The following is a 21,930-nucleotide window of genomic DNA, read 5'->3' on the forward strand; positions in this document are numbered from 1 at the left end:
ATACGGCTCGTGGTGAGTCTGTTAGAAAAACAGTGAATAAATCCGCAAGATTACTGCAAACTTAATTCCACCTTTAAACTAAAGTATAGTGAACGGGCTAACTTCGCGTTAATTCGTCATTTTTTGTTTTCTGGCCGGCCCGGATGAATTGCAGGGCGGAGTGTGATAAATATGAATTTACACAAAGCCGGTAATTTTTACAGTGGATAGACAGAGCGGGGAAATGCATTTGCGACTGATAAAAAAGAGTCTGAAGCCGGTTATCATCGGTATAGTATTACTGGGCGTGTCTGCTGTTGCCGGGGCATACGACCGGATCACCGGTGAAATGTTTGCCAGCCGTTCCGAGGTCATTGCACAGCACGGGATGGTAGCCACCAGTCAGCCTCTGGCGACCCAGGTGGGGCTGGATATTCTTAAGCAGGGTGGCAATGCCATCGACGCAGCGATTGCAGCAAATGCTATGCTCGGTCTGGTTGAGCCCACCGGAAGCGGTATTGGCGGTGATCTGTTTGCTATCGTGTGGAGTGCAGAAGAGAAGAAACTCTATGGTCTGAATGCGTCCGGCCGCTCACCCCGTACCCTGACCAAAGCCGTGTTTGCAGAAAAAGGGCTCAATAAAGTGCCCTCATTTGGGCCGTTGCCGGTATCGGTTCCCGGTGCTGTGGATGGCTGGTTTGAGCTGCACAGCAAGTTCGGCTCTCTGCCTGTGACTGCCATTTTAACCCCGTCTATTGAATATGCCCGTAATGGTTTTCCGGTTTCTGAACTCATTGCGTATTACCTGCAAATGAATGCCGACCGGATTGGTCAATATGACGGATTTGCTGAAACCTTTATGCCAGGCGGTAAAGTACCGAAAAAAGGGGATGTGTTTAAAAATCCCGGACTGGCTGCCACCTACGAAAAAATCGCCACCGGCGGCAGAGATGCCTTTTATAAAGGCGATATTGCGCGGACAATCGCTGCCTACATGAAAGAGCAGGGCGGTTACCTTACCTTAGATGATCTGGCCAGCCATACGTCAGAGTGGGTCGAACCGGTATCCGCGAATTACCGGGGTTACGATGTATGGGAATTACCCCCTAACGGACAGGGCATTGCTGCTCTGCAAATCCTGAATATTCTTGAGCGTTACGATATTGAAGGGATGGGATTCGGCTCAGCAGACTACATTCACACTTTTGTTGAAGCGAAAAAGCTGGCATTTGAAGACCGCGCAAAATTCTATGCAGATATGGCATTTACTTCAGTGCCCGTAGACTGGCTGGTGTCTAAAGACTACGCCGCAGAGCGGCAGCAACTTATCAATCCGGAAAAAGCGGCCAAACGCTATGATGCCGGTGTGTACGAAGGTGATACCGTGTATCTGACTGTCGCCGATAAAGACGGCAACATGGTGTCTCTGATCCAGAGTAACTACCGTGGTATGGGCTCAGGCATGACGCCGCCGGAACTCGGCTTTGTGCTGCAGAACCGTGGGGAGCTGTTCACCATGCAGGAAGGACACGCGAATGAGTATGCACCGGGCAAGCGTCCTTTCCACACGATTATTCCTGCCTTCGTTACCCGCAATGGTAAGCCGTGGTTAAGCTTTGGTGTAATGGGCGGTGCCACGCAGCCACAAATGCATGCACAAATCATTGTCGACCTGATTGATTTTGGCATGAACTTACAGGAAGCCGGTGACGCGCCCCGTATATTACATTCCGGTTCCAGCAGCCCTACCGGACATCTCATGCTGGATGGCGGTCAGGTACATCTTGAATCAGGCTTCAGTGAAACGGTTAAACGTGAACTGATGGAGAGAGGTCACACTCTGCAACCAGCCGTCGGGATCTACGGCGGTTATCAGGCAATTATGCTGGATAGTCAGCGGGGTGTGTATTTCGGTGCCTCTGAAAGCCGAAAAGATGGACAAGCCGCGGGGTATTGAGCCACACTATTAGTTACTGGCCCGGGAAAATGCCCATAAATCAATAATCAGCGGGCAAACGGAAGGATGTCATGAGTCAACCTCAAAAAGGGGTGTGCGCCGAACCGAATCTGCATGCGCAATATTTATTGCTGAATGTCGTGGATGACGATGCAGAAACGGTGAGGGGAAAGCTTGCCCGCGTGTTGGATATATTCGATTTTTACGAAAACGAGCACTATGAAGCCATGCTCACCGGCATGATTGCCATCGGTGCCGGTTTCTGGTCTGAATTGTATCCGGGCTTTATTCCTACTGAACTGGCTCCGTTTCCGGATATGCAGTGTGAAGATCGCACTGCCCCTTCCACGCCCTGCGACCTGTTTATTCAAATACGTGCTGACCGTGCTGATATCTGTCATGCGGTAGGTATGGAAGTGATGGAATTGCTCAGACTGCATGTTGAGCTGGTGGAACAGGTAAGAGGCTTCCGTTATCTCGATGGCCGTGATCTGAATGGTTTTATCTATGCGCCGGATAATCCGCGGGGAATGCAGCGACGCAAAACCGGTATTATCGATAACGACGAACTGGCTTTTAACGGCGGCAGTTACGTGCATGTGCAACGTTACCGTCACGATTTGCGACGCTGGGAAAGTCTTACTGCCCGTCAGCAGGAACAAATTATCGGTCTGACCCGGGAACACAACCTGGTGAGTCAGGAGCAAAACCCCATGTCTCATTGTATCCGCGCGTCGGCGAAAGGGCCTGATGATGATTTACCGGGGTTAATCAAACAGGGAATGCCTTACGGAGATCTGACAACTCAGGGACTTTTCTTTGTAAGCTGTTCAGCCAGTGCACGGCCTTTCAAGTCTATGTTGCACAGCCAGGTTTTCGGAACCGGAGACGGTGATTATGACCGCTGGCTGGATTACACCAGTGCGGAAACCGGGGCATCTTTCTTTGCGCCGCCGGTTAACTTTATCCGCGAGCACGCAAAAAAATAACAGCTAGTGGTGCAGCTTCAACGCACCGTCCCAGTCTTCACTGAGCGTTAGATTGCGGTATTGCAGGCACACATCAATGTGATGCTGAGGCAGTTGGTCCTGTGGATTGATATCTCTGGCTTTCATGAAGTGAGCAATGGCGTCGTCCCACTCCCTGCGCATACGACAGGCCAGTCCGGCGGTGATTTGTGTTTGTACAGAGAGCCTGGCTTTCTGTTCTTCCTCACTCAGATGGTCGAGCACTTCATACACTTCAATGGCACTTTGCCGGCCTTTCACTTTAACCCAGTCAAGTAAACGGGTTTTAACCGGATAGCCCGCGCCTACCGTTTCCAGGGTTTGTGCGCTGACAATAATGTCTGCATTGTATTTTTTGGTCAGAGACTCAAGTCTGTAAGCAATATTCACACTGTCGCCGAGTACCGTGGTGTCCATACGGTCATCTGAACCGATAGTACCAATGATCACCGGCCCGAAATGAATACCGATCCCGATATTAATGGGCAGATATTCACAGTTATCCCTGTGAGAGTTGTACATCACCAGTGCTTTACGTAAATCGATAGCAGCCTGAAGGGCGTCGCGGGCTTTATCTTTGGCGGTGCCGCCCGGGTGGTCGAACAGCGCCATAATGGCGTCGCCAATAAACTTGTCGATAAATCCACGATTCTGGTGAATAGGATCATTCATGCGCAGGAAATAGGAATTCAGGAAGCCCATGAGTTCCTGCGGGCTGAGATGCTCTGACAAGCCGGTGAAGCCGCGGATATCACAAAACAGGATAGCCACTTCATCCTCGTCTGCATGTCCCAGTTCCAGTGTGGCTCCGCTGCCATGTTTGGCAAAGTGTTCAACGAACTGACGGGGGACGAATTTCTGGAAGGTTTTACTCAGTTGCATCGCTTCATTGGCTTTTTCGATGTAACTGGCTTCGCGGCCGTCAGGGGTATCAGAAACCGGCGTTTTCTTCGGGTGTGTTCTGTCGAGTTCAGCCTTCAGTTCGCGGATTTGTGCAGACTGTCTGAACAGGAAATATGCAGCAACACCGCCCACAGCGATAAGACCATAAATGAGTAGCCAGCTTAACGTCATGGTGTCACCACATATCCAACACTACAGAGAGCCTAACACTTTATCAGCAATGCTGAGTGTTTTATCAACTACGTCTGCAGTATGCATTTTTGACACAAACCCTGCTTCATAAGATGCCGGTGCCAGGTAAACACCGTTGTCCAGCATGCCGTGATAGAACACCCGGAATTGTTCCTGGTTGCAGTTGATGGCCTGCTGGTAGTTCGTCACGCGGTCAATACCGGTGAAGAACAAGCCGAACATGCTGCCGGCAACGTTGGTGGTCATAGGGATGCCGTGTTTATCCGCCAGAGCCTGAAAACCGTCTGCCAGTGCCTGAGTTTGTGCGAAAATCCCTTCATACATGGCGTCATCATCAAGTTGAGCCAGTGCAGCAAGGCCAGCTGCCATGGCTACCGGATTACCTGATAAAGTCCCTGCCTGGTAAACCGGGCCGGTAGGGGCGATATGTTCAATTATGTCCCGGCGGCCACCGAATGCGCCCACCGGCATACCGCCACCAATCACTTTACCCAGACATGTAAGGTCCGGCTTGATGTTGTATCTTGCCTGTGCACCGCCTTTGGCGACACGGAAGCCAGTCATCACTTCATCGAAAATCAGTACACTGCCGTGGTCATCACAGATCTTACGTAAGCCTTCAAGGAATCCTTCTACAGGCGGAATACAGTTCATGTTGCCGGCAACCGGTTCAACGATGATGCAGGCGATGTCATCGCCGTGTTCACGGAAGACTTCTTCAACGCTTTCAAGGTTGTTGTATTCCACCGTCAGCGTATGCTGCGCCACATCCGCAGGCACACCCGGTGAACTCGGTACACCCAGTGTCAGTGCGCCGGAACCGGCTTTAACCAGCAGTGAATCAGCATGACCGTGGTAACAGCCTTCAAATTTAACCAGCTTGTTGCGGCCGGTATAGCCACGGGCCAGCCGGATTGCCGACATGGTTGCTTCGGTCCCTGAATTCACCATGCGTACCATTTCCATTGACGGCACCATGCTGCTGACCATTTCGGCCATGATAATTTCAGATTCTGTAGGGGCACCAAAACTTAATCCGTTTTGCGCAGCGCTGATAACGGCTTCACGGATTTTATCGTTGTTATGACCCAGTACCATGGGGCCCCAGGACTGCACGTAATCAATGTACTGATTGTCGTCAGCATCCCAGATGTAAGCGCCGTCAGCTTTAGTGATGAAACGGGGTGTGCCGCCTACCGCTTTAAAGGCACGGACCGGGGAGTTTACGCCACCGGGAATCGTTTTTTGCGCGCGGGCAAAGAGGACTTCAGATTTTGACATAATGCTTATTGGCTCTTGTTAGTGTACCAAACCACGTCGCGTTCATATTTCGCGACCAGATCTTCAACGCCCAGTGTCAGCGCGAAGAGTGCCATTCTCACCAGCACGCCGTTATCGGTCTGCCGGAAGATGGCCAGGTTCGGGTTGGTATTCAAATCGTTATCCAGCTCATTAGCTTCCATACGGGAATCCCGCGGAAGTGGATGCATGATCACCGTTTTTGACTGGAAGTGCTTAGTGTAAATAGACTGGTTGAGGCGGAAGCGGCCACGGTATTTATTGGCTTCTTCCTGAGAAGGGAAGCGTTCTTCCTGAATGCGTGTCTGATAACAGATGTCCGCATCTACCGTGCCGTCGATATGCTCAGAGATAGTCAGTTTGTGACCGGCATCTTCAATGGCAGAGACAATGTAGTCCGGCATGGCCAGCTCTGCAGGTGCGATAAGTGTAAAGTGGATATCCTTATACAAACACAGAAGTTTCGACAAGGAGTGTACGGTACGGCCATAACGGAGATCACCAATCATAGCGATGTGGAGTCCGTCAATGCCTTTACCGTTGTATTCCAGCTCACGCTTAATGGTGAATAAGTCCAGTAATGCCTGAGTCGGGTGTTCGTTTGCGCCGTCACCGCCGTTGATAACCGGTACACGGCTGCCATCAGCAAATTCGCTTACTGAACCCGCCTGCGGATGACGCATGGCAATAATATCGGAATAGCCACTTAATACACGGGCCGTGTCGTAAAGCGATTCACCTTTCGCCAGCGCAGAGTTACTCATGCCGGTGGTTTCCCGCACTTCCCCGCCAAGCAGGTTAAAGGCAGTACCGAAACTTACCCGTGTACGTGTGCTGGGTTCGAAAAATAAGTTACCCAGGATGGCGCCGTCCAGCACCGTGGTGCGCTTCTGACGCTTTGCATAAGGCTCCATGGAATGGGCCACAGAAAAGACTTTCTCGATGGCATCACGATCGAATTGATTGACCGAAAGGATATGGTTGCCGGTAAACTGTGACATAGTGCTCTCAACAAACAAAATAAACCTGAACAGTTTATCAAAAAGCCGGCGATGTGTAGAGATAAGAACCTTAAATAGGTTTATGAGTTTTTCTGCGCAGGCCGGGGTAAAATCAAACTTTCTTCAGATAATCACCGGATGAATGTGACAAAGCGACCGCAGGTAAACAAACCATCCCGTTCATGGTGGCGGACTGACTGTCCGCAATGCCGGCGTCTTCGTATGATATTCATCTGGGCGGTTATCGTATTTGTGGTGTATTTTTATGTCTGGAGCTGATTCTGACCCTATTTATGTCAGGGCAACGTCAAAGGGTAACGGCATCACTGCACTGGTGCTGGGTGTGGTAGGACTGATAATGTCGGCAGTATGGATGAAATTTCTGCCGGACTGGCTGTTTCTGGCTGCTATTTTCCTGACCAGTGCGTCGATTGTTTCGCTGCTCATCGGCTGGTTCAAAGTAAGAGAGCCTCAGTTCAGTATCGAAATTTCTCCGCAGGAAATCCGTTATCATCACCGTTTGGGCAACTGGCTGTTACAGTGGGATAACGTGCAGCGTATAGACTGCCCGCGGGTGCAGCAGGGTTTAGAGCAGGTGGAGCTTGAAGCGGTAGGTTTCCGGATTAAAGACTACGGTGCGTTCTTAAATCACGTTTCCCCGCGGCTGGCCACCCATTTACTGATGGAGCAGCGTCCGTTGCTGCTTCACAGAGATGAACAAAACTGTAAAACCGGTGCCTGTTTTGAGCAGGAAATGTTTGATGATAAACATTACACCACGGCAGACAATCGAACCTTTACCGGCGTTAAAGCCATGCTGGCGAACAGAATGTCTCAGCTTCGTCAGTCGCTGGGGTATGACGTGTTTATTGCCGCCTCTGATATTGACCGTGAGCCTGCTGACTTTGCCCGCTTTATGCGCCAGTGCCAGCAAGCCCGTCAGGACAGACTGATGGATACTCAGGGGAAGGTGTAATTCATTTCTTCCAGGAAGCGTCTGGCTTCTGTCATTAATATTTCGCACTCATTCAGCAGAGCAGGCAGATGCTCTGCAATCAGGAAGTTTTGCTCAAGCTTCAGCGCGATTTCCAGTTCTGAAGCCAGTTCCTGTAACTTCGGTACACCGGTGTAACAGCAGGCTCCGTGGAGTTTGTGCACTTCCGCCTTCAGGCCGTCGAAGTCTTTTTCTTTCCACATCGATTTTAATGTGGAAATGGTGGGCGGCAGCAACACCACAAAATCCCCCAGTAACGAGCGTGCTGCTTCCGGGTTCTGGTGGGTGCGTTTAACCGCCAGTTGCCAGTCCAGAGTAGGTAAAGCCATGGCTGTCGGGGTGGCGTTCTGACACCAGCGCTTAATCAAATCGAGAAGCGCGCCCATTTCGATAGGCTTGGGTAGATAATCGTCCATACCTGATGCCAGCAACCTTTCCTGTTCCTCTTTGAAAGCATGGGCGGTGACTGCAATGATGGGGGTACCCATATTCAGAGCCGTTTTGCGGATCAGTCTTGATGCCTGCAAACCGTCCATACCCGGCATCTGAACATCCATCAGGATGAGATCGTATTCCGTGCTCTGACAACGGTTAACGGCATCCTGCCCGCTCATGGACGTGGTCAGACTGACCGGCGAGTGATCCAGCCAGGTATGCAACAGCTTAAGGTTCATTTCCATGTCATCAACAGCCAGAATACGTGCCTTAGGCAGGTTATTCATCTTATCCTGCATCGGATTGCGGCGACGGGCTGTTTTCTGATGCAGCAGGCTTTCCAGTTTGGTGAGTGTGACAGGCATTCTTACCTGTTCATGGAAGTGCTGGGTCAGGCTGGGATACTGGTTGAACGGTTCCGGGCCGGAATACCACAGGATGCGCTTCTTCGCCGGAAACTCCACCAGTTCACTGAGGTACGTGTTCCGCTTCTCCAGATGGGAAACCGGTACGGTAGCAAACAGCAAATCAGAATGCATATCCAGCATATTTAGAAAGGCTACGGAATCTGCTGATGTCACCCTGGCTCCCAGCGCGGTGAGCATGGAGGCTGTGGCTCTGCGGGTGTCCGGCACAGGGTCGAATACCACAACCCGTTTTCCAATCCATTCGGCGTTCGGTGTCAGACTGTATTTCTGACTAAGCTGATTCGCCCGCAGACGGATGTCAAAGACACTGCCAAGCCCGGGAACACTGTTTAAATCCAGTGTGCCGCGCATCAGTTTTATCAGCTCCCGGCAGATAACCAGGCCAAGCCCTGTGCCCTGATAACTACGGTTCAACGCATCATCAATCTGGGAGAAAGCATTAAACAGTTTTTTCTTATCCTGACGGCTGATACCAATACCGGTATCTTCAATCCGGAAGTGTAATTCATGGATGCCGTGGGGCAGGGATGTGCCTCTCACTGTGAGGGTGATGGTGCCGGAAGAGGTGAACTTCAGTGCGTTACTGAGAAGGTTGTTCAGTACCTGCTTGATTCTGAATACATCGCCGATGAGTTTTTCCGGTAAGGGGCCGGTATCAAAAACAAATTCCAGTCGTTTGGAGTGGGCAGACTTAGACATCAGCGTCACCATGTCTTCCAGTAACTGGTTCGGTGAGAATGGCTGATTGTTAATTTGCAGCTTACCGGCCTCAATTTTAGAGAAGTCGAGTACGTCATTGACGATACCCAGCAGGTTATCCGCCGCCGTGTTGATGATACGCACCTGCTCCTGTTGTTCCACCGGCAGGGCAACATGGGTGAGCTCTTTACTGAATCCGAGAATGGCATTGAGAGGTGTACGGATTTCATGGCTCATATTGGCCAGGAACTGAGATTTTACGTTACTGGCTTTAATAGCGTCTTTGCGGGCAATGTCCAGACGGGCATTCTGCTCTTCAATGAGTTCCATATTATTGCGAAGCTCATTGGTTGCCTGACTGACCTCAGAGGCCAGCTGGTTGCGACTCTTTTCCATGAGGGCGAAAGAGAACAACCCGGCTTCGATGAACACGCCCACCTGAAAGCAGTACGTGGTGTAGTCATTGGAAGGTAAAATATTCAGTAAGCTCAGAATGCCCACGATTGCACCGCTGGCCAGCATGCCCCAGGCGAAGATGAAATAGAGGGCGGGTTTGAACTTATTAAGGTAAGCCTCAAAACCGGCATAGATATAGCTGCAAATCGCAATCATACCCACGCCATACACCAGGTTATTCTTCCAGATGTGAGGCAGCAAATCGATGAGGCAGCCTGCGCCGATAACGCCCTGCAAAACCAGCAGGGACATGATTACCGGATGGGCATTCGGGGCATGTTTTTTGGTTTCCAGAAAGGTAACCGCGAACAGCCCGGAGCTGATCCCGATGATGACGAAAATCATCTCCGTATGTGCAGCAAACCACGGGTCAAAGCCGTCGCGGAATATCAGGTGAAGATGGCCGCCCCAGACAAATTGCCATAGCAATACCGCCACAATGTAGCCCACATAGGCGACCAGGCTTGGCTCTCTGGAACCGAAGAACAGCGCGAAGTTGTAAATTGCCAGAATGATCAGGCCGCCGTAGAACAATCCCCACAACAGACTGTCCAGTTGTACGCCGAAACTATGGCGGGTTTCCGGCTCCACAGATAACGGTACAATCAGGCTGGAAGAGGAACTTTCGACCCGCAGGTATAACTCCAGCGGAGCGTCCACCGGCAGCTCAGCCCGCATGGTCGGTACGCGGAATATCTGCTCGGTTTGCAGCTTACCCTGATGACTTTGCTTTAAGACTTCATCGCCTCTGACCAGATAAAAATCGACTTTATCTAACTGGCTGAAATCGATATTGAATACCCAGTCACGGGTATTACTGGTGTTGTTGAATTTAGTAACCAGCCACAATGCGCGGGACTGAAAACCGAAGTTAGGATTCGGGTCGGTATAAAAACGGAAATCAGGACGACGCTTGATTGCTTCACTGATAGTCAGCTGCGTGTCTGTCTCGAAGTAAAATTCAAAATTGTCCGTCAGGCTGGTTTCAATATTTTCATTGATGAGCTGATGGGTAGTCTGAGCCTGAGCCGGCGCAGTGCACACCCCAAAAAACATCAAGATGCTGAACCAGGACCACAGTACTGCGCGCATTTTTGATAAGCTGGTTAGAAAAACGTGCGCCTATTAAACCACCAACAGGCGCGTTTGTACAAAAAACAGGGTGTAAATTGCTGCTATCTGTAAAATTAGCCTTCCGAACTACGGAAGGCTTGACGGTTATTTAAGCATGGGCAGATTCAGGTCGTGTTTCTGCGCACATTTCTGTGCCAGTTCGTAACCTGCATCAGCATGACGCATCACGCCGGTGGCCGGGTCATTCCAGAGTACACGGCCAATGCGCTTGTCAGCTTCTTCAGTACCGTCACACACAATCACAACACCTGAATGCTGGCTGAAACCCATGCCCACACCACCACCATGATGCAGTGATACCCAGGTGGCACCGCCCGCTGTATTCAGCATGGCATTGAGCAGCGGCCAGTCGGAAACCGCATCCGAACCGTCCATCATGGCTTCGGTTTCACGGTTCGGGCTCGACACAGAACCGCTGTCCAGGTGATCACGGCCAATAACCACCGGCGCTTTCAGTTCGCCGTTACGGTACATTTCGTTGAACGCCAGTCCGAGACGGTGACGGTCGCCAAGACCCACCCAGCAAATGCGTGCAGGTAACCCCTGGAAGCTGATCCGCTCCTGCGCCATGTCCAGCCAGTTGTGCAATGAAGCGTCATCAGGCAGCAACTCCTTTACTTTGGCATCGGTTTTGTAAATATCTTCCGGGTCGCCTGACAGGGCAACCCAGCGGAATGGTCCTACACCTTCACAAAAGCGCGGACGAATATAAGCGGGTACAAACCCCGGGAAGTTAAAGGCATTGGTTACACCTTCCTGCAAAGCCACCTGACGAATGTTATTCCCATAATCAAAGGTGGGGATGCCCATATCATCAAAGGCCAGCATCGCTTTCACATGTTCCGCCATGGACACTTTCGCTGCTGCAGTCACTGCTGCCGGGTCGCTCACCCGTTTCTCACGCCATTCTTCCAGCGTCCATCCCGCAGGCAGGTAGCCGTTAACCGGGTCGTGGGCTGATGTCTGGTCGGTAACCATATCCGGCTTAATGCCACGCTTAACCATTTCCGGCAGTATTTCCGCTGCATTTCCTAACAGGCCTACCGATACCGGTTTACCGTTTTCTTTTGCCCGCTCAAGGATGGCCAGCGCTTCATCCAGTGTCTCTGCCTTTTCGTCCAGATAGCGGGTGCGCAGGCGCATATCAATGCGGGTAGCATCGCACTCAATAGCGAGCATGGAGGCGCCGGCCATGGTGGCCGCTAAAGGCTGTGCTCCGCCCATACCGCCCAGTCCGGCAGTCAGGATCCAGCGTCCTGCCAGGTTACCGTTGAAATGCTGGCGGCCGGCTTCGACGAAGGTTTCATAGGTGCCCTGAACAATGCCCTGAGAGCCGATGTAAATCCATGAACCGGCAGTCATCTGGCCATACATCATGAGGCCTTTTTTATCGAGCTCGTTAAACGTGTCCCAGTTCGCCCAGTGGGGAACAAGATTGGAATTGGCAATCAGTACCCGTGGTGCATTTTCGTGGGTGGGGAACACTCCCACCGGCTTCCCTGACTGCACCAGCAGGGTTTCATCGTCATTCAGGTTTTTAAGCGTATCGACAATCTTGTCGAAGCATTCCCAGTTTCTGGCTGCTTTACCGATACCGCCGTAAACCACCAGATCTTCGGGACGCTCTGCCACTTCCGGGTCCAGGTTGTTCATCAACATACGCAGGGGCGCTTCGGTCAGCCAGCTTTTAGCGTTCAGTTCACTGCCTCTCGGGGCACGGATTACTCGGGATGTTGTCATGATCTTTCCTCAGGATTTTGCCCGGTCAATCAGCCGGGAGAGTAACTGTTTTAATTCGTTTTGAAGCGGAGCAGCATAAGCCGCATCGTATTCCGGCCGGCCGGGTTCTGCCGGCTCACGCAGGTAGCAGCGCTGGGCAATTTCCAGTTGCAATGCATGAATACCTTGCTCCGGATTACCGTAGTGACGTGTGATCCAGCCGCCTTTGAAGCGACCATTGCTTACCGCAGAATGAACGCTGCTTTGCAGCGCAGAAAATGCGATGGTGGCGTAGTCGCTGTGGCAACTTTTATCTGTGTTTGTCCCCAGATTCAGGCCCGGTAATTCGCCTTCAAATAAACGGGGGCACAGCGAGCGGATGGAATGGGCATCAAACAGGACGACCTGCCCGTGCTGACGCTTAAGCCGGTTCAGCTGGTGGGACAGTGCGTTGTGATAGGGCATAAACCACGTGGCTTTGCGGTATTCCGTTTCTTCTTCAGAAAGCGGTGCGGCATAAAATGGTACGCCGTCGAAACGTTCCTGCGGGCAAAGTTGTGTGGTGGTCTGGCCCGGATAAAGCGATACGCCGGACGGGTCCCGGTTTAAATCGATGACCGTGCGGGAGATATGGCTGCGCACCACGGTAATACCGAGTTCAGGCGCGAAACTGTATAGCTTGTCTACCCACCAGTCGGTATCAGCCAGTGCCGTTTCTTTATCGCATTGCAGCTGTTGTGCTATTTCATCCGGTATGGTCAGCCCGGTATGAGGGATACTCAGCACAAGGGGCGTATTGCCCTCGCTGATCTCCAGCCAGTCAGTACTCATGCTGACGCTCCGCCGGACTGCGCCGGGTTAAAAATCTCTGCGACCGGTCCCGTAAGGCCTGGACCTGATATAAGCGCAAAGGCGGCAGCCATGTCTTTTGCCATGTAGCGGTCATCCTGCAACATAGGGACTTCACTGCGCAGGGTTTGTCTGACGGTTTCCAGATGAGGACTGGTTTTCATGTCACCATGCAAATCGATGCCCTGCACGGCGATCAACAATTCTATGGCCAGAATATGCTGCAGATTGGTGTTCATACCAGCCAGTCTGCGTGCACCGTGCGCGGCCATTGAAACGTGGTCTTCCTGATTCGCGCTGGTGGGAATGGAGTCTACACTGGCCGGGAATGCCTGTTGTTTGTTTTCAGATACCAGGGCTGCTGCCGTAACCTGCGGGATCATAAAGCCGGAATTCAGGCCCGGACGGGGCGTCAAAAATGCCGGCAAGCCTGATAACGCAGGGTCAACCAGCATGGCAATGCGCCGCTCGCTCAGTGAACCGATTTCGCACACGGCCATGGCAATCATGTCGGCTGCAAAGGCAACCGGTTCGGCGTGAAAATTTCCTCCTGACAGGGCTTCATCCGTATCACTGAAAATAAGGGGATTATCTGACACACCATTAGCTTCAGTAAGCAGGGTGGCGGCGGCCTGATTCAGTAAGTCAAAAGCGGCACCCATGACCTGTGGCTGACAGCGCAGGCAGTAAGGGTCCTGCACTTTCTCGCATTGCAGATGAGAGTCGCGGATTGTACTGCCTTCCAGCAGCTCACGCAGCGCTGCGGCTACGGTGATTTGACCCTGATGACCACGCAAGGCGTGAATGCGTGGATCCATCGGGGCGGTTGAGCCTTTGGCTGCATCGGTAGACATGGCACCGGTAATAAGTGCGCTGGCGAAGCCATGTTGTGCGGCGAACAGCCCTGCAAGGGCCTGAGCCGTAGAGTATTGGGTACCGTTGAGGAGCGCCAGACCTTCCTTCGGTCCCAGGCTGAGCGGAGTGAGTGAAGCTTTAGCCATGGCGTCAGCGGCAGGTATTTGTTTACCGTCAACCAGCACATCGCCCAGTCCAATAAGTGCCATAGTCATATGAGATAAAGGCGCAAGATCGCCGGATGCCCCGACTGAGCCTTTTTCCGGTACAACCGGGGTGATCCCTTCATTGAGGAAAGCCTCCAGCAGTTTAACCGTTTCCAGCTTCACACCGGATGCGCCGTGTCCCAGGCTGGCCAGTTTAAGCGCCATCATCAAACGGATAACGTTAACCGGAGCCGGCTCACCCACACCGGCAGCATGAGAAATGACGATGTTGTGCTGCAGTTGTGCCAGTTGATCATCAGGAATACGCACATTCGCCAGTTTTCCGAAGCCGGTATTAATACCGTATACCGGTTTGTTGCGGGCGATAATGCGCTGCACTGCCTGTTCTGAAGCAATCACCCGGGGTAAAGCATCTTCGTGCAGAACAGCCGGTGCGCCTTCGTAAATCGTACGCCAGTCTTTAAGTGATACCTGACCAGGTTGCATTATTATTGTTGTCATTTTTCCAGTCCTCTGAAGATTCGGCGACGTAAGGGATTAAGTCCGATTTGATAAATAAGGTGTGCCGGTGACGGTGCGTCCCAGCAGGCAAGGTCGCAGTACTTTCCGGCTTCCAGACTGCCGGTGTGAGATTGCTGACCCAGTGCAGCGGCTGCATGAAGTGTCATACCACTGAATGCTTCAGCAACGGTAAGTCCGAAAAGAGTACAGGCCATGTTCATGATAAGTAGTGGTGACGTTACCGGCGATGTACCGGGATTGGCATCTGTAGCAACAGCCATCGGAACATTGTGTTGTCTGAGTAATTCAACCGGTGGCTTCTGTGTTTCTCTCAAACAGTAAAAGGCGCCCGGCAGCAGCACTGCTACGGTGCCGGAAGCGGCCATGGCTTCCACGTCTTTCGCAGTGGCAAATTCAATGTGATCGGCAGACAGTGCCTGGTAGTTTGCTGCCAGCGACACGCTGCCATTATCTGACAGTTGTCCGGCATGAAGTTTTACCTTGAGTCCGGCTTGTCTGGCAGTGTCGAAAATCTGGCTGGTTTGCTGTGGCGTAAAGGCAATGTGCTCACAAAATGCGTCCACTGCATCAATCTTGCCATCTGCCAGAGCAGCCGGTATCAACTGTTCACACACATACGATACATAGTCGTCAGCGCTGCCTTTAAATTCCGGCGGTACCACATGCGCTGCCAGCAGTGTGGGGGAGACTGACACTGAACGGTGCTGCGCCAGTGACCGTGCAACCCGTAACTGCTTAAGTTCAGATTCAATATCCTGTCCGTAACCGGATTTTACCTCTACCGTCGTCACACCCTGTGCGAGCAGACTGTCGAGCCGAGGCAGGGTTTCATCCAGCAGGGTTTGTTCTGATGCGGCGCGGGTTGAGGTGAGCGTAGACATAATGCCGCCACCTTGTGCGGCGATGTCAGCGTAACTGGTCCCTTCCAGCCTGGCTTCAAATTCGTTGGCACGGCTGCCTGCATACACCAGATGGGTGTGACAGTCGATGAGGCCGGGTGTCACCAGCAAGCCCTGTAAGTCAATCACCTGTTCAGACTGATACTGCGCAGTGACGGCGGCAGCAGGACCGGCGGCCAGAATTTTGCCATCAGCCATCGCGACGGCACCGTAATCTGTTATCGCCAGAGGGGCGGCGGGATCGGCCATGGTTACCAGCCTTGCATTCACCCAAATCTTTTCAGCTTGTTGCTTCATGCGCTTGTCTCTGTGGACGCTATTTCAATTTAATATAGCCAACAATTTTTAATATGTATAGTCATATAAATCCAAATATTTATCCATTTCATCGCAATATCTATGTTGCGTCTTGTATTTATTGCCAGCCCCCGATATAACAGAACAATAAAAATAAAATTGCCTGTCATCATTAGTATAAGTATAGACATAAGAGGTAAGCATGAATTCAGTGTTGATTGCGGTGTGCATAATGCTGGCGCTAAGTCTGGCGCGGGTGCACGTAGTTATAGCGCTTATTATCGCGACGTTTGCAGGTGGCCTGCTCAGTGGTCTGGGTACCTTGGGTACGCTGAATAACTTCAACAGCGGACTGGGTGCAGGCGCGACGGTGGCACTGTCGTATGCTTTTCTGGGGGCCTTTGCGGTGGCAATTTCCCGCTCGGGTATTCCTGATCTGCTGGCCGGGCAGGTACTGAAAAAACTTGATAAGAAGCAGGGTGAAAATCCCGCGCTGGCACGGAATATCCGTTATGGCGTAATGGCTGCTTTGTTAGTGATGGCGGTATGCTCGCAAAACCTCATTCCTATTCATATTGCCTTTATTCCTTTGCTGGTACCGCCTCTGCTGCTGGTCACGCAAAAGCTGAAGCTGGACCGCCGGGCCATTGCCTGCGTGCTGACGTTTGGTTTGATCACCCCGTACATGTTTCTGCCGGTGGGGTTCGGTTCCATTTATCTGAATGACATTCTGCTGGTAAATCTGCAGGAAAGCGGCGCTGATGTGTCCGGTGTATCTGTCATCCGTGCCATGGCATTGCCTGCCCTTGGTATGCTGGCCGGTTTACTGGTTGCTGTGTTTATCAGCTACCGCAAACCGCGGGAATACAGTGACAAAAAGCTGAAACGGGCTGAGCATACAGAGGTGAAATACAGTGGCCGGTCACTGGCGGTGTCAGGTGTTGCTGTGATTACTGCATTTGTGGTGCAACTGATGTTTGACTCTATGGTGCTGGGTGCACTGGTGGGCTTTGTGATCTTCAGTATCAGCGGGGTTATCCGCTGGAAGCAGGCCGACGATGTTTTTGTTGAAGGCATGAAGATGATGGCCAACGTGGGCTTTATCATGATCACAGCATCAGGGTTCGCGGCAGTGATGCGTGCAACCGGAGATATTCAGTCTCTGGTCGATACCAGTGCGGCGTTGATTGATAACAGCAAGGCGTTAGGCGCGCTGATGATGTTACTGGTGGGTCTGGTAATCACCCTTGGCGTGGGTTCTTCTTTTTCCACTGTCCCGATTATCGCCGCGATTTTTGTGCCGCTGGCATTGCAACTGGGTTTTAGTCCGCTGGCCATTGTCACGCTGGTGGGAACGGCAGGTGCACTGGGCGATGCGGGCTCTCCGGCTTCAGATTCCACTTTGGGACCCACTGCCGGACTCAATGCAGACGGTCAGCACAACCATATCTGGGACACGGTTGTACCTACCTTCTTACACTACAATTTATCCTTGCTGGCAGGCGGTTGGGTTGCTGCCATGTTGTTATAGCCGGAAGCCGCAGCCTTCATAAAAGCGAGGCTGCGGTTAACCGAAAGCGGGTGAGAAACGGGCGAGAAGATTATAGGCATCGCCCGGAAATAACTGCCTTACGTAGGTGATCCCTTCGCCGCCACGCCATGTCTGACGCTCCAGCAACAGGCATGCTGTACCTTCTTCAATACCCAGCGCTTCAGCCTGTTCTGCATTGGCTGAAATGGCAGAGATACGGTGCTGGGCTTTACTCCAGGCTACATGTTCGAGCAGCCAGTGACCCGGCGACACATCCTCAAACGTGATGCCTTCAGCCTCCGGAACGGCATTCAGGTTGATGAGACGCATTTCCAGTGCAAAGGGCCGGTTACTTGCCAGGTGCAGACAACGTAATTCCAGTAACGGATTGTCAGCACCCAGTTCCAGTTCTTCCGTTTTCCGTTTTTGCGCGGTGCGTTTGCGCCGTGATAACAGAGAGAAGCCGTATGGCTGCCCCCGGTTAGCGATTTCAGTTTGTATATCAGGAATATCCACAATGACAGACTGAATTTTCGGACGCGCCACAAAAGAGCCGGCGCGACGGCGGCGGTGAATCAATCCTTCATCTACCAGAGAGGTAATGGCTTTGTTTACCGTCATACGGGAGCACCCGTAGTTCTCAACAAGCTCATGCTCAAAAGGAATTTTGTAACCCGGAGGCCAGGTGCCCGACAAGATCTGCTGACGAATGTCGTTGCAGATTGTCTGGTGCAGTGTATCTTTGACCCCTTTTTCCTGCGGTTCTGGCGGCATTACTGAAATACTCTGTTAATGGTCTTAATGAAGGCGCGTTGCGCGTGTTCTCTGCCGGCATGACGGCCTTCTTTTACTGTAAGCCGGCCATTTACCCACACACAGTCAATCAGGTCTTTATTGTGACAGAAAACCAGTTGCTCGATAATATTATCGTGAGACCTTAGCATATCGGGTAACCCGCTGATTTTCAAAGAAACCATATCGGCACAGGCGCCGGGTTGCAATCCGGGAGCTACGCCCAGTGCCTGAGCGCCCCCGGCAACGCTTTGTTGCCACAAAGACTGACCACAGCGTTCACCTGCATGACGCTGGCTCACATTCCGGTTTTGCAGTTGCAGGCGCTGACCATATTCCAGCAGGCGTAACTCCTCCGGTGCATCAATTTTTACGTTGGAGTCTGAACCCACACCAATGCGGCCGCCGGCCTCCAGGAACGGGGTAAGCGGAAACAGGCCGTCACCCAGATTGGCTTCGGTAACAGGGCACAACCCGGCGACAGCCTGTGAACGGGCAATACCGGAAATTTCGGCCTCATCCAGGTGAGTAGCATGCACCAGACACCAGCGCGCATTCACGGGCTGATTGTCCAGCAACCACTGAACGGGACGGGCGCCGTAATGGGCCAGACAACTGTTCACCTCTTTCATTTGCTCTGCAATATGAATGTGAACCGGTCCGTTCCCCAGCGATGTTAAAAACTGCAGCTCTTCTCCGGTCACCGCCCGTAAGCTGTGAGGGGCTACGCCGGTTACGGCACCGTCTGTAGTCAGCAGCCGGCGTTCAATATGTTCATAGAGTTTACCGAAGTCGTCAGTGCTGTGAATGAACCGTTGCTGTGCGGCTTCCGGTGCCTGACCGCCGAAACCACTGTGTGCATAGAAAACCGGAAGCATTGTGAGGTTGATGCCGGTACTGATTGCAGCATCGATGATGGCATCACTCATGGCGGCGGGCTGGCTGTACGGTTTACCATCAGGGGCATGGTGAAGGTAATGAAATTCGCCCACACGGGTAAACCCGCTCTCCAGCATTTCGATGTATGCAAGGGTAGCAATTGCAGTAAGGTCGTCCGGTGTGAGTTTTTCTAGAAAGCGGTACATGACCTGCCGCCAGGTCCAGAACGAATCTGCGCCGGGTCCTTTCACTTCTGCAAGCCCTGCCATCCCTCTTTGAAACGCGTGACTGTGCAGGTCCGGCATGCCGGGAAGCAGCACATCAATCACTCGATCTGAAGGTTCAGGGCTTGCCGTTGTGATATGACTTATTTTTCCGCCAGCAATACTGATGCGCTGATCCTGATGCCAGCCGTCAGGGAGCAAAACATGACGGGCGAAAAGGGTATAGTCAGAAAGCGAAGCAGTTTGTGATGTCATGGTAGCTACCATTCGGGGGGTGATAAATTTATTGTATAGACATAATTTGAGAAAGGGAACAAAAATAACGGCTCAGTCGTTGACAGAGCCGGTTGCATAGTTATGTGTTGTGGCGTTACTTGTACAGGTTGTTGAAGATAAACTTGTACGTGCCGTGTGACTGGGCGCGCCATTGAGGCTGGAAGCCCAGCAGATACACTTCGCCGTCACCGTAATTCACTTCCATAGCAGCCGCTTTGCCATTGATAGCTTCGGGGTGCAGCAACACACCGCTCAGCAATACGTCACCTTCTTCAGGATAGGAAGACAATATGGTGCCGTCAAAGCCGGGTAATGTATCAAAGGCAGGACCGTGAGAGAACATCACTACCGGGTCATCCGGCAGACCCAGTGTGGCTGCACTGTCAGCTTCTTTGTTCAGTTCGGTTTGTACCAGCGCACCGGCACAGTAGAAAACGTCGCTGCCCACACCGGCGAGGACATTTTTTACCGGCAGTCCCAGTAAGCTGATAGCGGCATCAGACGCCTGGTTGAAGGCAATGAGTTTACCGCCACGGGCAACAAAATCCCGTAATGCCTGTGCACCTTCTGAACCAATGCCTCCGGCATATTTTGCCGGTACAGGATCCTCTGTGGCACCACCTGTACGGTTATACCAGCTGTCGCTCTTAGGCGCACTGAAGCCTTCGGTGATCCAGCTTAAATCGATGTCCGGCAGTACCAGGACATCAATTTTCGACAGTAAATCTCCGGCTTTCATATCGTCGTTGTACAGGGTAACCGGGTTGTAACCGTACTGCTCAAAAATCCAGCGGGTCCAGCCTTCATCCATAGATGGTTTCCACGGACGGTAGAGTCCAACTCTCGCTGTTTCTACTGCCTGCGCATTTTCAGGTACGCGGGAAGTGCCTTGCAGAGTAACATCGTGGGCTGTGGCCAGCGCTTCAGCGCTGTCTTTGTCTATCCCTGAAATAAAGAATGCGGGTTTCTCGTCATGTATTCCGCGGCTTACCGAAGCACCTTTTGCAAGGGCTGCATTAATCAGGGCGAAGCTGGCATTCTGATTCTGAGGAGCAACAAATACATTACCGCGGCCTTCAACACCGGAGGGCAGATCTACTGATGTAACAGCTTTCAGTTTCTTCTTGTCGCGGTCAGACAGTTTGGATGTCAGCGCTACTGTATCCACACCCATTTGCAGGGGTAAAGTCCAGCCTGTGGCATCGTAGGGCAGATTTTCCGGAAGGCCGTCTTTATCAACAAAAGTGGCGGGATACGTTTGACGTTCAAACAACTCCTGTACCAGTCCGGCGAACGGCTGGTCCATGGGAATAACCCAGCTGCCTGCAGCGACTTTGGTGTCGCCGAATGTAGCGGATTTACTAACCTGATACACTTCAATCTGCTGGCGCAGCATAACTTCAACCAGTTCACTGGCCTCTGATAAATCGTGTTGCTGAGCCGGAATTATCCAGGCAAAAGGCCCTTCTTCTTTAAAACGGGCGACGGTATCGCGACCTGACTGATATCGGTCATACAAGATTTGCTCGCGGTAGCGTGATGCAGTATCCAGCGTAGAGATCGAAGCCACTTCCATATAGTGTACGGCATCACCCAGCGTCCATTTGCCGCCTTTCCACGGAGACGGATACATCACCTGAGGCTTCAGATCCTTGCGGTTATCCGGAAAGTCTTTGGCATCGTATTCCCAGGGCGTGGCGTAAAGGTGAAGAGCCGTTTCCGTGAAATAGGAAATAGTGTGGCGGAAGGCGTGGGTGTAATCCAGAAAGCCCGGGAACCAGTTATCAAACCGGGCCTGCGCGATAGCTCCCGGTAACTGCTGGTGCTCGAACTCGCCAATCATGTGCATGCCAATCAGGCTGGTCCAGTGTCGTACCAGCGGGTCGATATTTTCTGAGATAGGATCTGAAAACGGCGGTACCCAAATCCGGGCAGGGAAGGGCGCTTTCTGGTGCTGGGAATAGAAAATCGCCGGCGCATTCTCCTGAACCTGAGCGGTGACAGAGCGGCTTTCTGTCATATTCAGCATATAGCCGTCACGGTTGTTGTCGTGGCCGACGTACTCCTGATACAGCCACGGCATGGGGCTGGTTTCGTGCTCTGTTCCGGTGTTCTGACGATACCAGTCAACCACCATGTCCTGTCCGTCCGGGTTCAGGGTTGGCCATAAAACCAGAATCACATCATCAAGGATACGGCTGATTTTCGGGTCGTCCGAAGTCACCATGGTATGAGCCAGTTTGATAGGGAGCTGATGGTCAGCCACTTCAGAGGCGTGCATGCCGCCATCAATATGAACGATAATTTTTGACGTGGCAGCCAGTTTCCGGGCTTCCTCATCCGTCAGATCCCTGGAGTCAGCCAGTCTGCGGGAAATGGCTTTATACTCTTCCCACTTCGCCAGGTTTTCCGGTGTGGAGATGATGGCGTATTCGA

General features: G+C 52.2%; 15 protein-coding genes. 4 read left to right on the top strand and 11 right to left on the bottom strand.

Going from position 1 to position 21,930, the window contains the following annotated elements; all coding sequences use genetic code 11:
• Window positions 1-250: 250 nt before the first annotated feature.
• A complete protein-coding gene (gene ggt / locus AC4PME_RS04525; RefSeq protein ID WP_491045304.1) occupies window positions 251-1,936 on the top strand; it encodes a gamma-glutamyltransferase in 1,686 nt (561 codons plus the stop codon).
• A 71-nt stretch (window positions 1,937-2,007) separates the two neighbouring features.
• Window positions 2,008-2,925, top strand: a complete 918-nt coding sequence (locus AC4PME_RS04530; RefSeq protein ID WP_119502783.1) for a Dyp-type peroxidase — start codon at window positions 2,008-2,010, stop codon at window positions 2,923-2,925.
• A gap of 3 nt (window positions 2,926-2,928) precedes the next feature.
• Here the strand turns inward: AC4PME_RS04530 and AC4PME_RS04535 are convergent, their stop codons facing one another.
• The 3 genes from AC4PME_RS04535 to AC4PME_RS04545 are packed head-to-tail and all read right to left on the bottom strand — an operon-like array spanning window position 2,929 to window position 6,338.
• Window positions 2,929-4,017, bottom strand: a complete 1,089-nt coding sequence (locus AC4PME_RS04535) for an adenylate/guanylate cyclase domain-containing protein (protein ID WP_119502782.1) — start codon at window positions 4,015-4,017, stop codon at window positions 2,929-2,931.
• Window positions 4,018-4,038: 21 nt separating this feature from the next.
• Window positions 4,039-5,319 carry a glutamate-1-semialdehyde 2,1-aminomutase gene (gene hemL / locus AC4PME_RS04540; protein ID WP_119502781.1) on the bottom strand — a complete coding sequence of 427 codons (1,281 nt, stop codon included), beginning with the start codon at window positions 5,317-5,319 and terminating at the stop codon, window positions 4,039-4,041.
• 5 nt (window positions 5,320-5,324) lie between these two features.
• A complete protein-coding gene (locus AC4PME_RS04545) occupies window positions 5,325-6,338 on the bottom strand; it encodes an aspartate carbamoyltransferase (RefSeq protein WP_349589890.1) in 1,014 nt (337 codons plus the stop codon).
• A 265-nt stretch (window positions 6,339-6,603) separates the two neighbouring features.
• Between AC4PME_RS04545 and AC4PME_RS04550 the strand changes: the two genes are divergently transcribed.
• A complete protein-coding gene (locus tag AC4PME_RS04550) occupies window positions 6,604-7,314 on the top strand; it encodes a DUF2982 domain-containing protein (RefSeq protein WP_491045245.1) in 711 nt (236 codons plus the stop codon).
• Here the strand turns inward: AC4PME_RS04550 and AC4PME_RS04555 are convergent.
• The 5 genes from AC4PME_RS04555 to hutI all read right to left on the bottom strand — a co-directional run bounded on the left by AC4PME_RS04555 (window position 7,299) and on the right by hutI (window position 15,792).
• Window positions 7,299-10,406 carry a hybrid sensor histidine kinase/response regulator gene (locus AC4PME_RS04555; RefSeq protein ID WP_491045305.1) on the bottom strand — a complete coding sequence of 1,036 codons (3,108 nt, stop codon included), beginning with the start codon at window positions 10,404-10,406 and terminating at the stop codon, window positions 7,299-7,301. The genes AC4PME_RS04550 and AC4PME_RS04555 overlap by 16 nt on opposite strands.
• Before the next feature lie 162 nt (window positions 10,407-10,568).
• Window positions 10,569-12,224: a urocanate hydratase gene (gene hutU / locus AC4PME_RS04560; protein ID WP_490709697.1), complete on the bottom strand. Its 1,656-nt coding sequence runs from the start codon at window positions 12,222-12,224 to the stop codon at window positions 10,569-10,571.
• 9 nt (window positions 12,225-12,233) lie between these two features.
• A complete protein-coding gene (hutG, locus tag AC4PME_RS04565; protein ID WP_491045246.1) occupies window positions 12,234-13,034 on the bottom strand; it encodes an N-formylglutamate deformylase in 801 nt (266 codons plus the stop codon).
• Window positions 13,031-14,575, bottom strand: coding sequence for a histidine ammonia-lyase (gene hutH, locus AC4PME_RS04570; RefSeq protein WP_491045247.1), 1,545 nt, complete (start codon window positions 14,573-14,575; stop codon window positions 13,031-13,033). Before hutH ends, hutG begins: the two co-directional genes overlap by 4 nt.
• Window positions 14,572-15,792 (bottom strand): imidazolonepropionase, encoded by a 1,221-nt coding sequence (hutI, locus tag AC4PME_RS04575; RefSeq protein ID WP_491045248.1) that lies wholly within the window; start codon window positions 15,790-15,792, stop codon window positions 14,572-14,574. The genes hutH and hutI overlap by 4 nt, the downstream gene beginning before the upstream one ends.
• Window positions 15,793-15,994: 202 nt before the next feature.
• On the opposite strand from hutI, the gene AC4PME_RS04580 reads away from it, so the two are divergent.
• Window positions 15,995-17,323: a Na+/H+ antiporter family protein gene (locus AC4PME_RS04580; RefSeq protein ID WP_491045249.1), complete on the top strand. Its 1,329-nt coding sequence runs from the start codon at window positions 15,995-15,997 to the stop codon at window positions 17,321-17,323.
• A gap of 36 nt (window positions 17,324-17,359) precedes the next feature.
• Here the strand turns inward: AC4PME_RS04580 and hutC are convergent, their stop codons facing one another.
• The 3 genes from hutC to AC4PME_RS04595 all read right to left on the bottom strand — a co-directional run bounded on the left by hutC (window position 17,360) and on the right by AC4PME_RS04595 (window position 21,919).
• A complete protein-coding gene (hutC, locus tag AC4PME_RS04585) occupies window positions 17,360-18,097 on the bottom strand; it encodes a histidine utilization transcriptional repressor HutC (protein ID WP_119502772.1) in 738 nt (245 codons plus the stop codon).
• Entirely contained in the window at window positions 18,097-19,473 is a 1,377-nt protein-coding gene (locus AC4PME_RS04590; RefSeq protein ID WP_491045250.1) for a formimidoylglutamate deiminase, read from the bottom strand. The genes hutC and AC4PME_RS04590 overlap by 1 nt, the downstream gene beginning before the upstream one ends.
• 115 nt (window positions 19,474-19,588) lie before the next feature.
• Entirely contained in the window at window positions 19,589-21,919 is a 2,331-nt protein-coding gene (locus tag AC4PME_RS04595; protein ID WP_491045306.1) for a M14 family metallopeptidase, read from the bottom strand.
• Between the last annotated feature and the right edge of the window lie 11 nt (window positions 21,920-21,930).

This window comes from Alteromonas sp., assembly GCF_984505615.1.

Bases quoted from the DNA above. Each gene is read 5' to 3' on its own strand.
- AC4PME_RS04530 (WP_119502783.1), top strand. From the start codon at position 2,008: ATGAGTCAACCTCAAAAAGGGGTGTGCGCCGAACCGAATCTGCATGCG.
- AC4PME_RS04545 (WP_349589890.1), bottom strand. From the start codon at position 6,338: ATGTCACAGTTTACCGGCAACCATATCCTTTCGGTCAATCAATTCGAT.
- hemL (WP_119502781.1), bottom strand. From the start codon at position 5,319: ATGTCAAAATCTGAAGTCCTCTTTGCCCGCGCGCAAAAAACGATTCCC.
- hutC (WP_119502772.1), bottom strand. From the start codon at position 18,097: ATGCCGCCAGAACCGCAGGAAAAAGGGGTCAAAGATACACTGCACCAG.
- AC4PME_RS04535 (WP_119502782.1), bottom strand. From the start codon at position 4,017: ATGACGTTAAGCTGGCTACTCATTTATGGTCTTATCGCTGTGGGCGGT.
- AC4PME_RS04550 (WP_491045245.1), top strand. From the start codon at position 6,604: ATGTCTGGAGCTGATTCTGACCCTATTTATGTCAGGGCAACGTCAAAG.
- hutU (WP_490709697.1), bottom strand. From the start codon at position 12,224: ATGACAACATCCCGAGTAATCCGTGCCCCGAGAGGCAGTGAACTGAAC.
- AC4PME_RS04555 (WP_491045305.1), bottom strand. From the start codon at position 10,406: ATGTTTTTTGGGGTGTGCACTGCGCCGGCTCAGGCTCAGACTACCCAT.
- AC4PME_RS04580 (WP_491045249.1), top strand. From the start codon at position 15,995: ATGAATTCAGTGTTGATTGCGGTGTGCATAATGCTGGCGCTAAGTCTG.
- hutH (WP_491045247.1), bottom strand. From the start codon at position 14,575: ATGACAACAATAATAATGCAACCTGGTCAGGTATCACTTAAAGACTGG.
- hutG (WP_491045246.1), bottom strand. From the start codon at position 13,034: ATGAGTACTGACTGGCTGGAGATCAGCGAGGGCAATACGCCCCTTGTG.
- AC4PME_RS04590 (WP_491045250.1), bottom strand. From the start codon at position 19,473: ATGACATCACAAACTGCTTCGCTTTCTGACTATACCCTTTTCGCCCGT.
- hutI (WP_491045248.1), bottom strand. From the start codon at position 15,792: ATGAAGCAACAAGCTGAAAAGATTTGGGTGAATGCAAGGCTGGTAACC.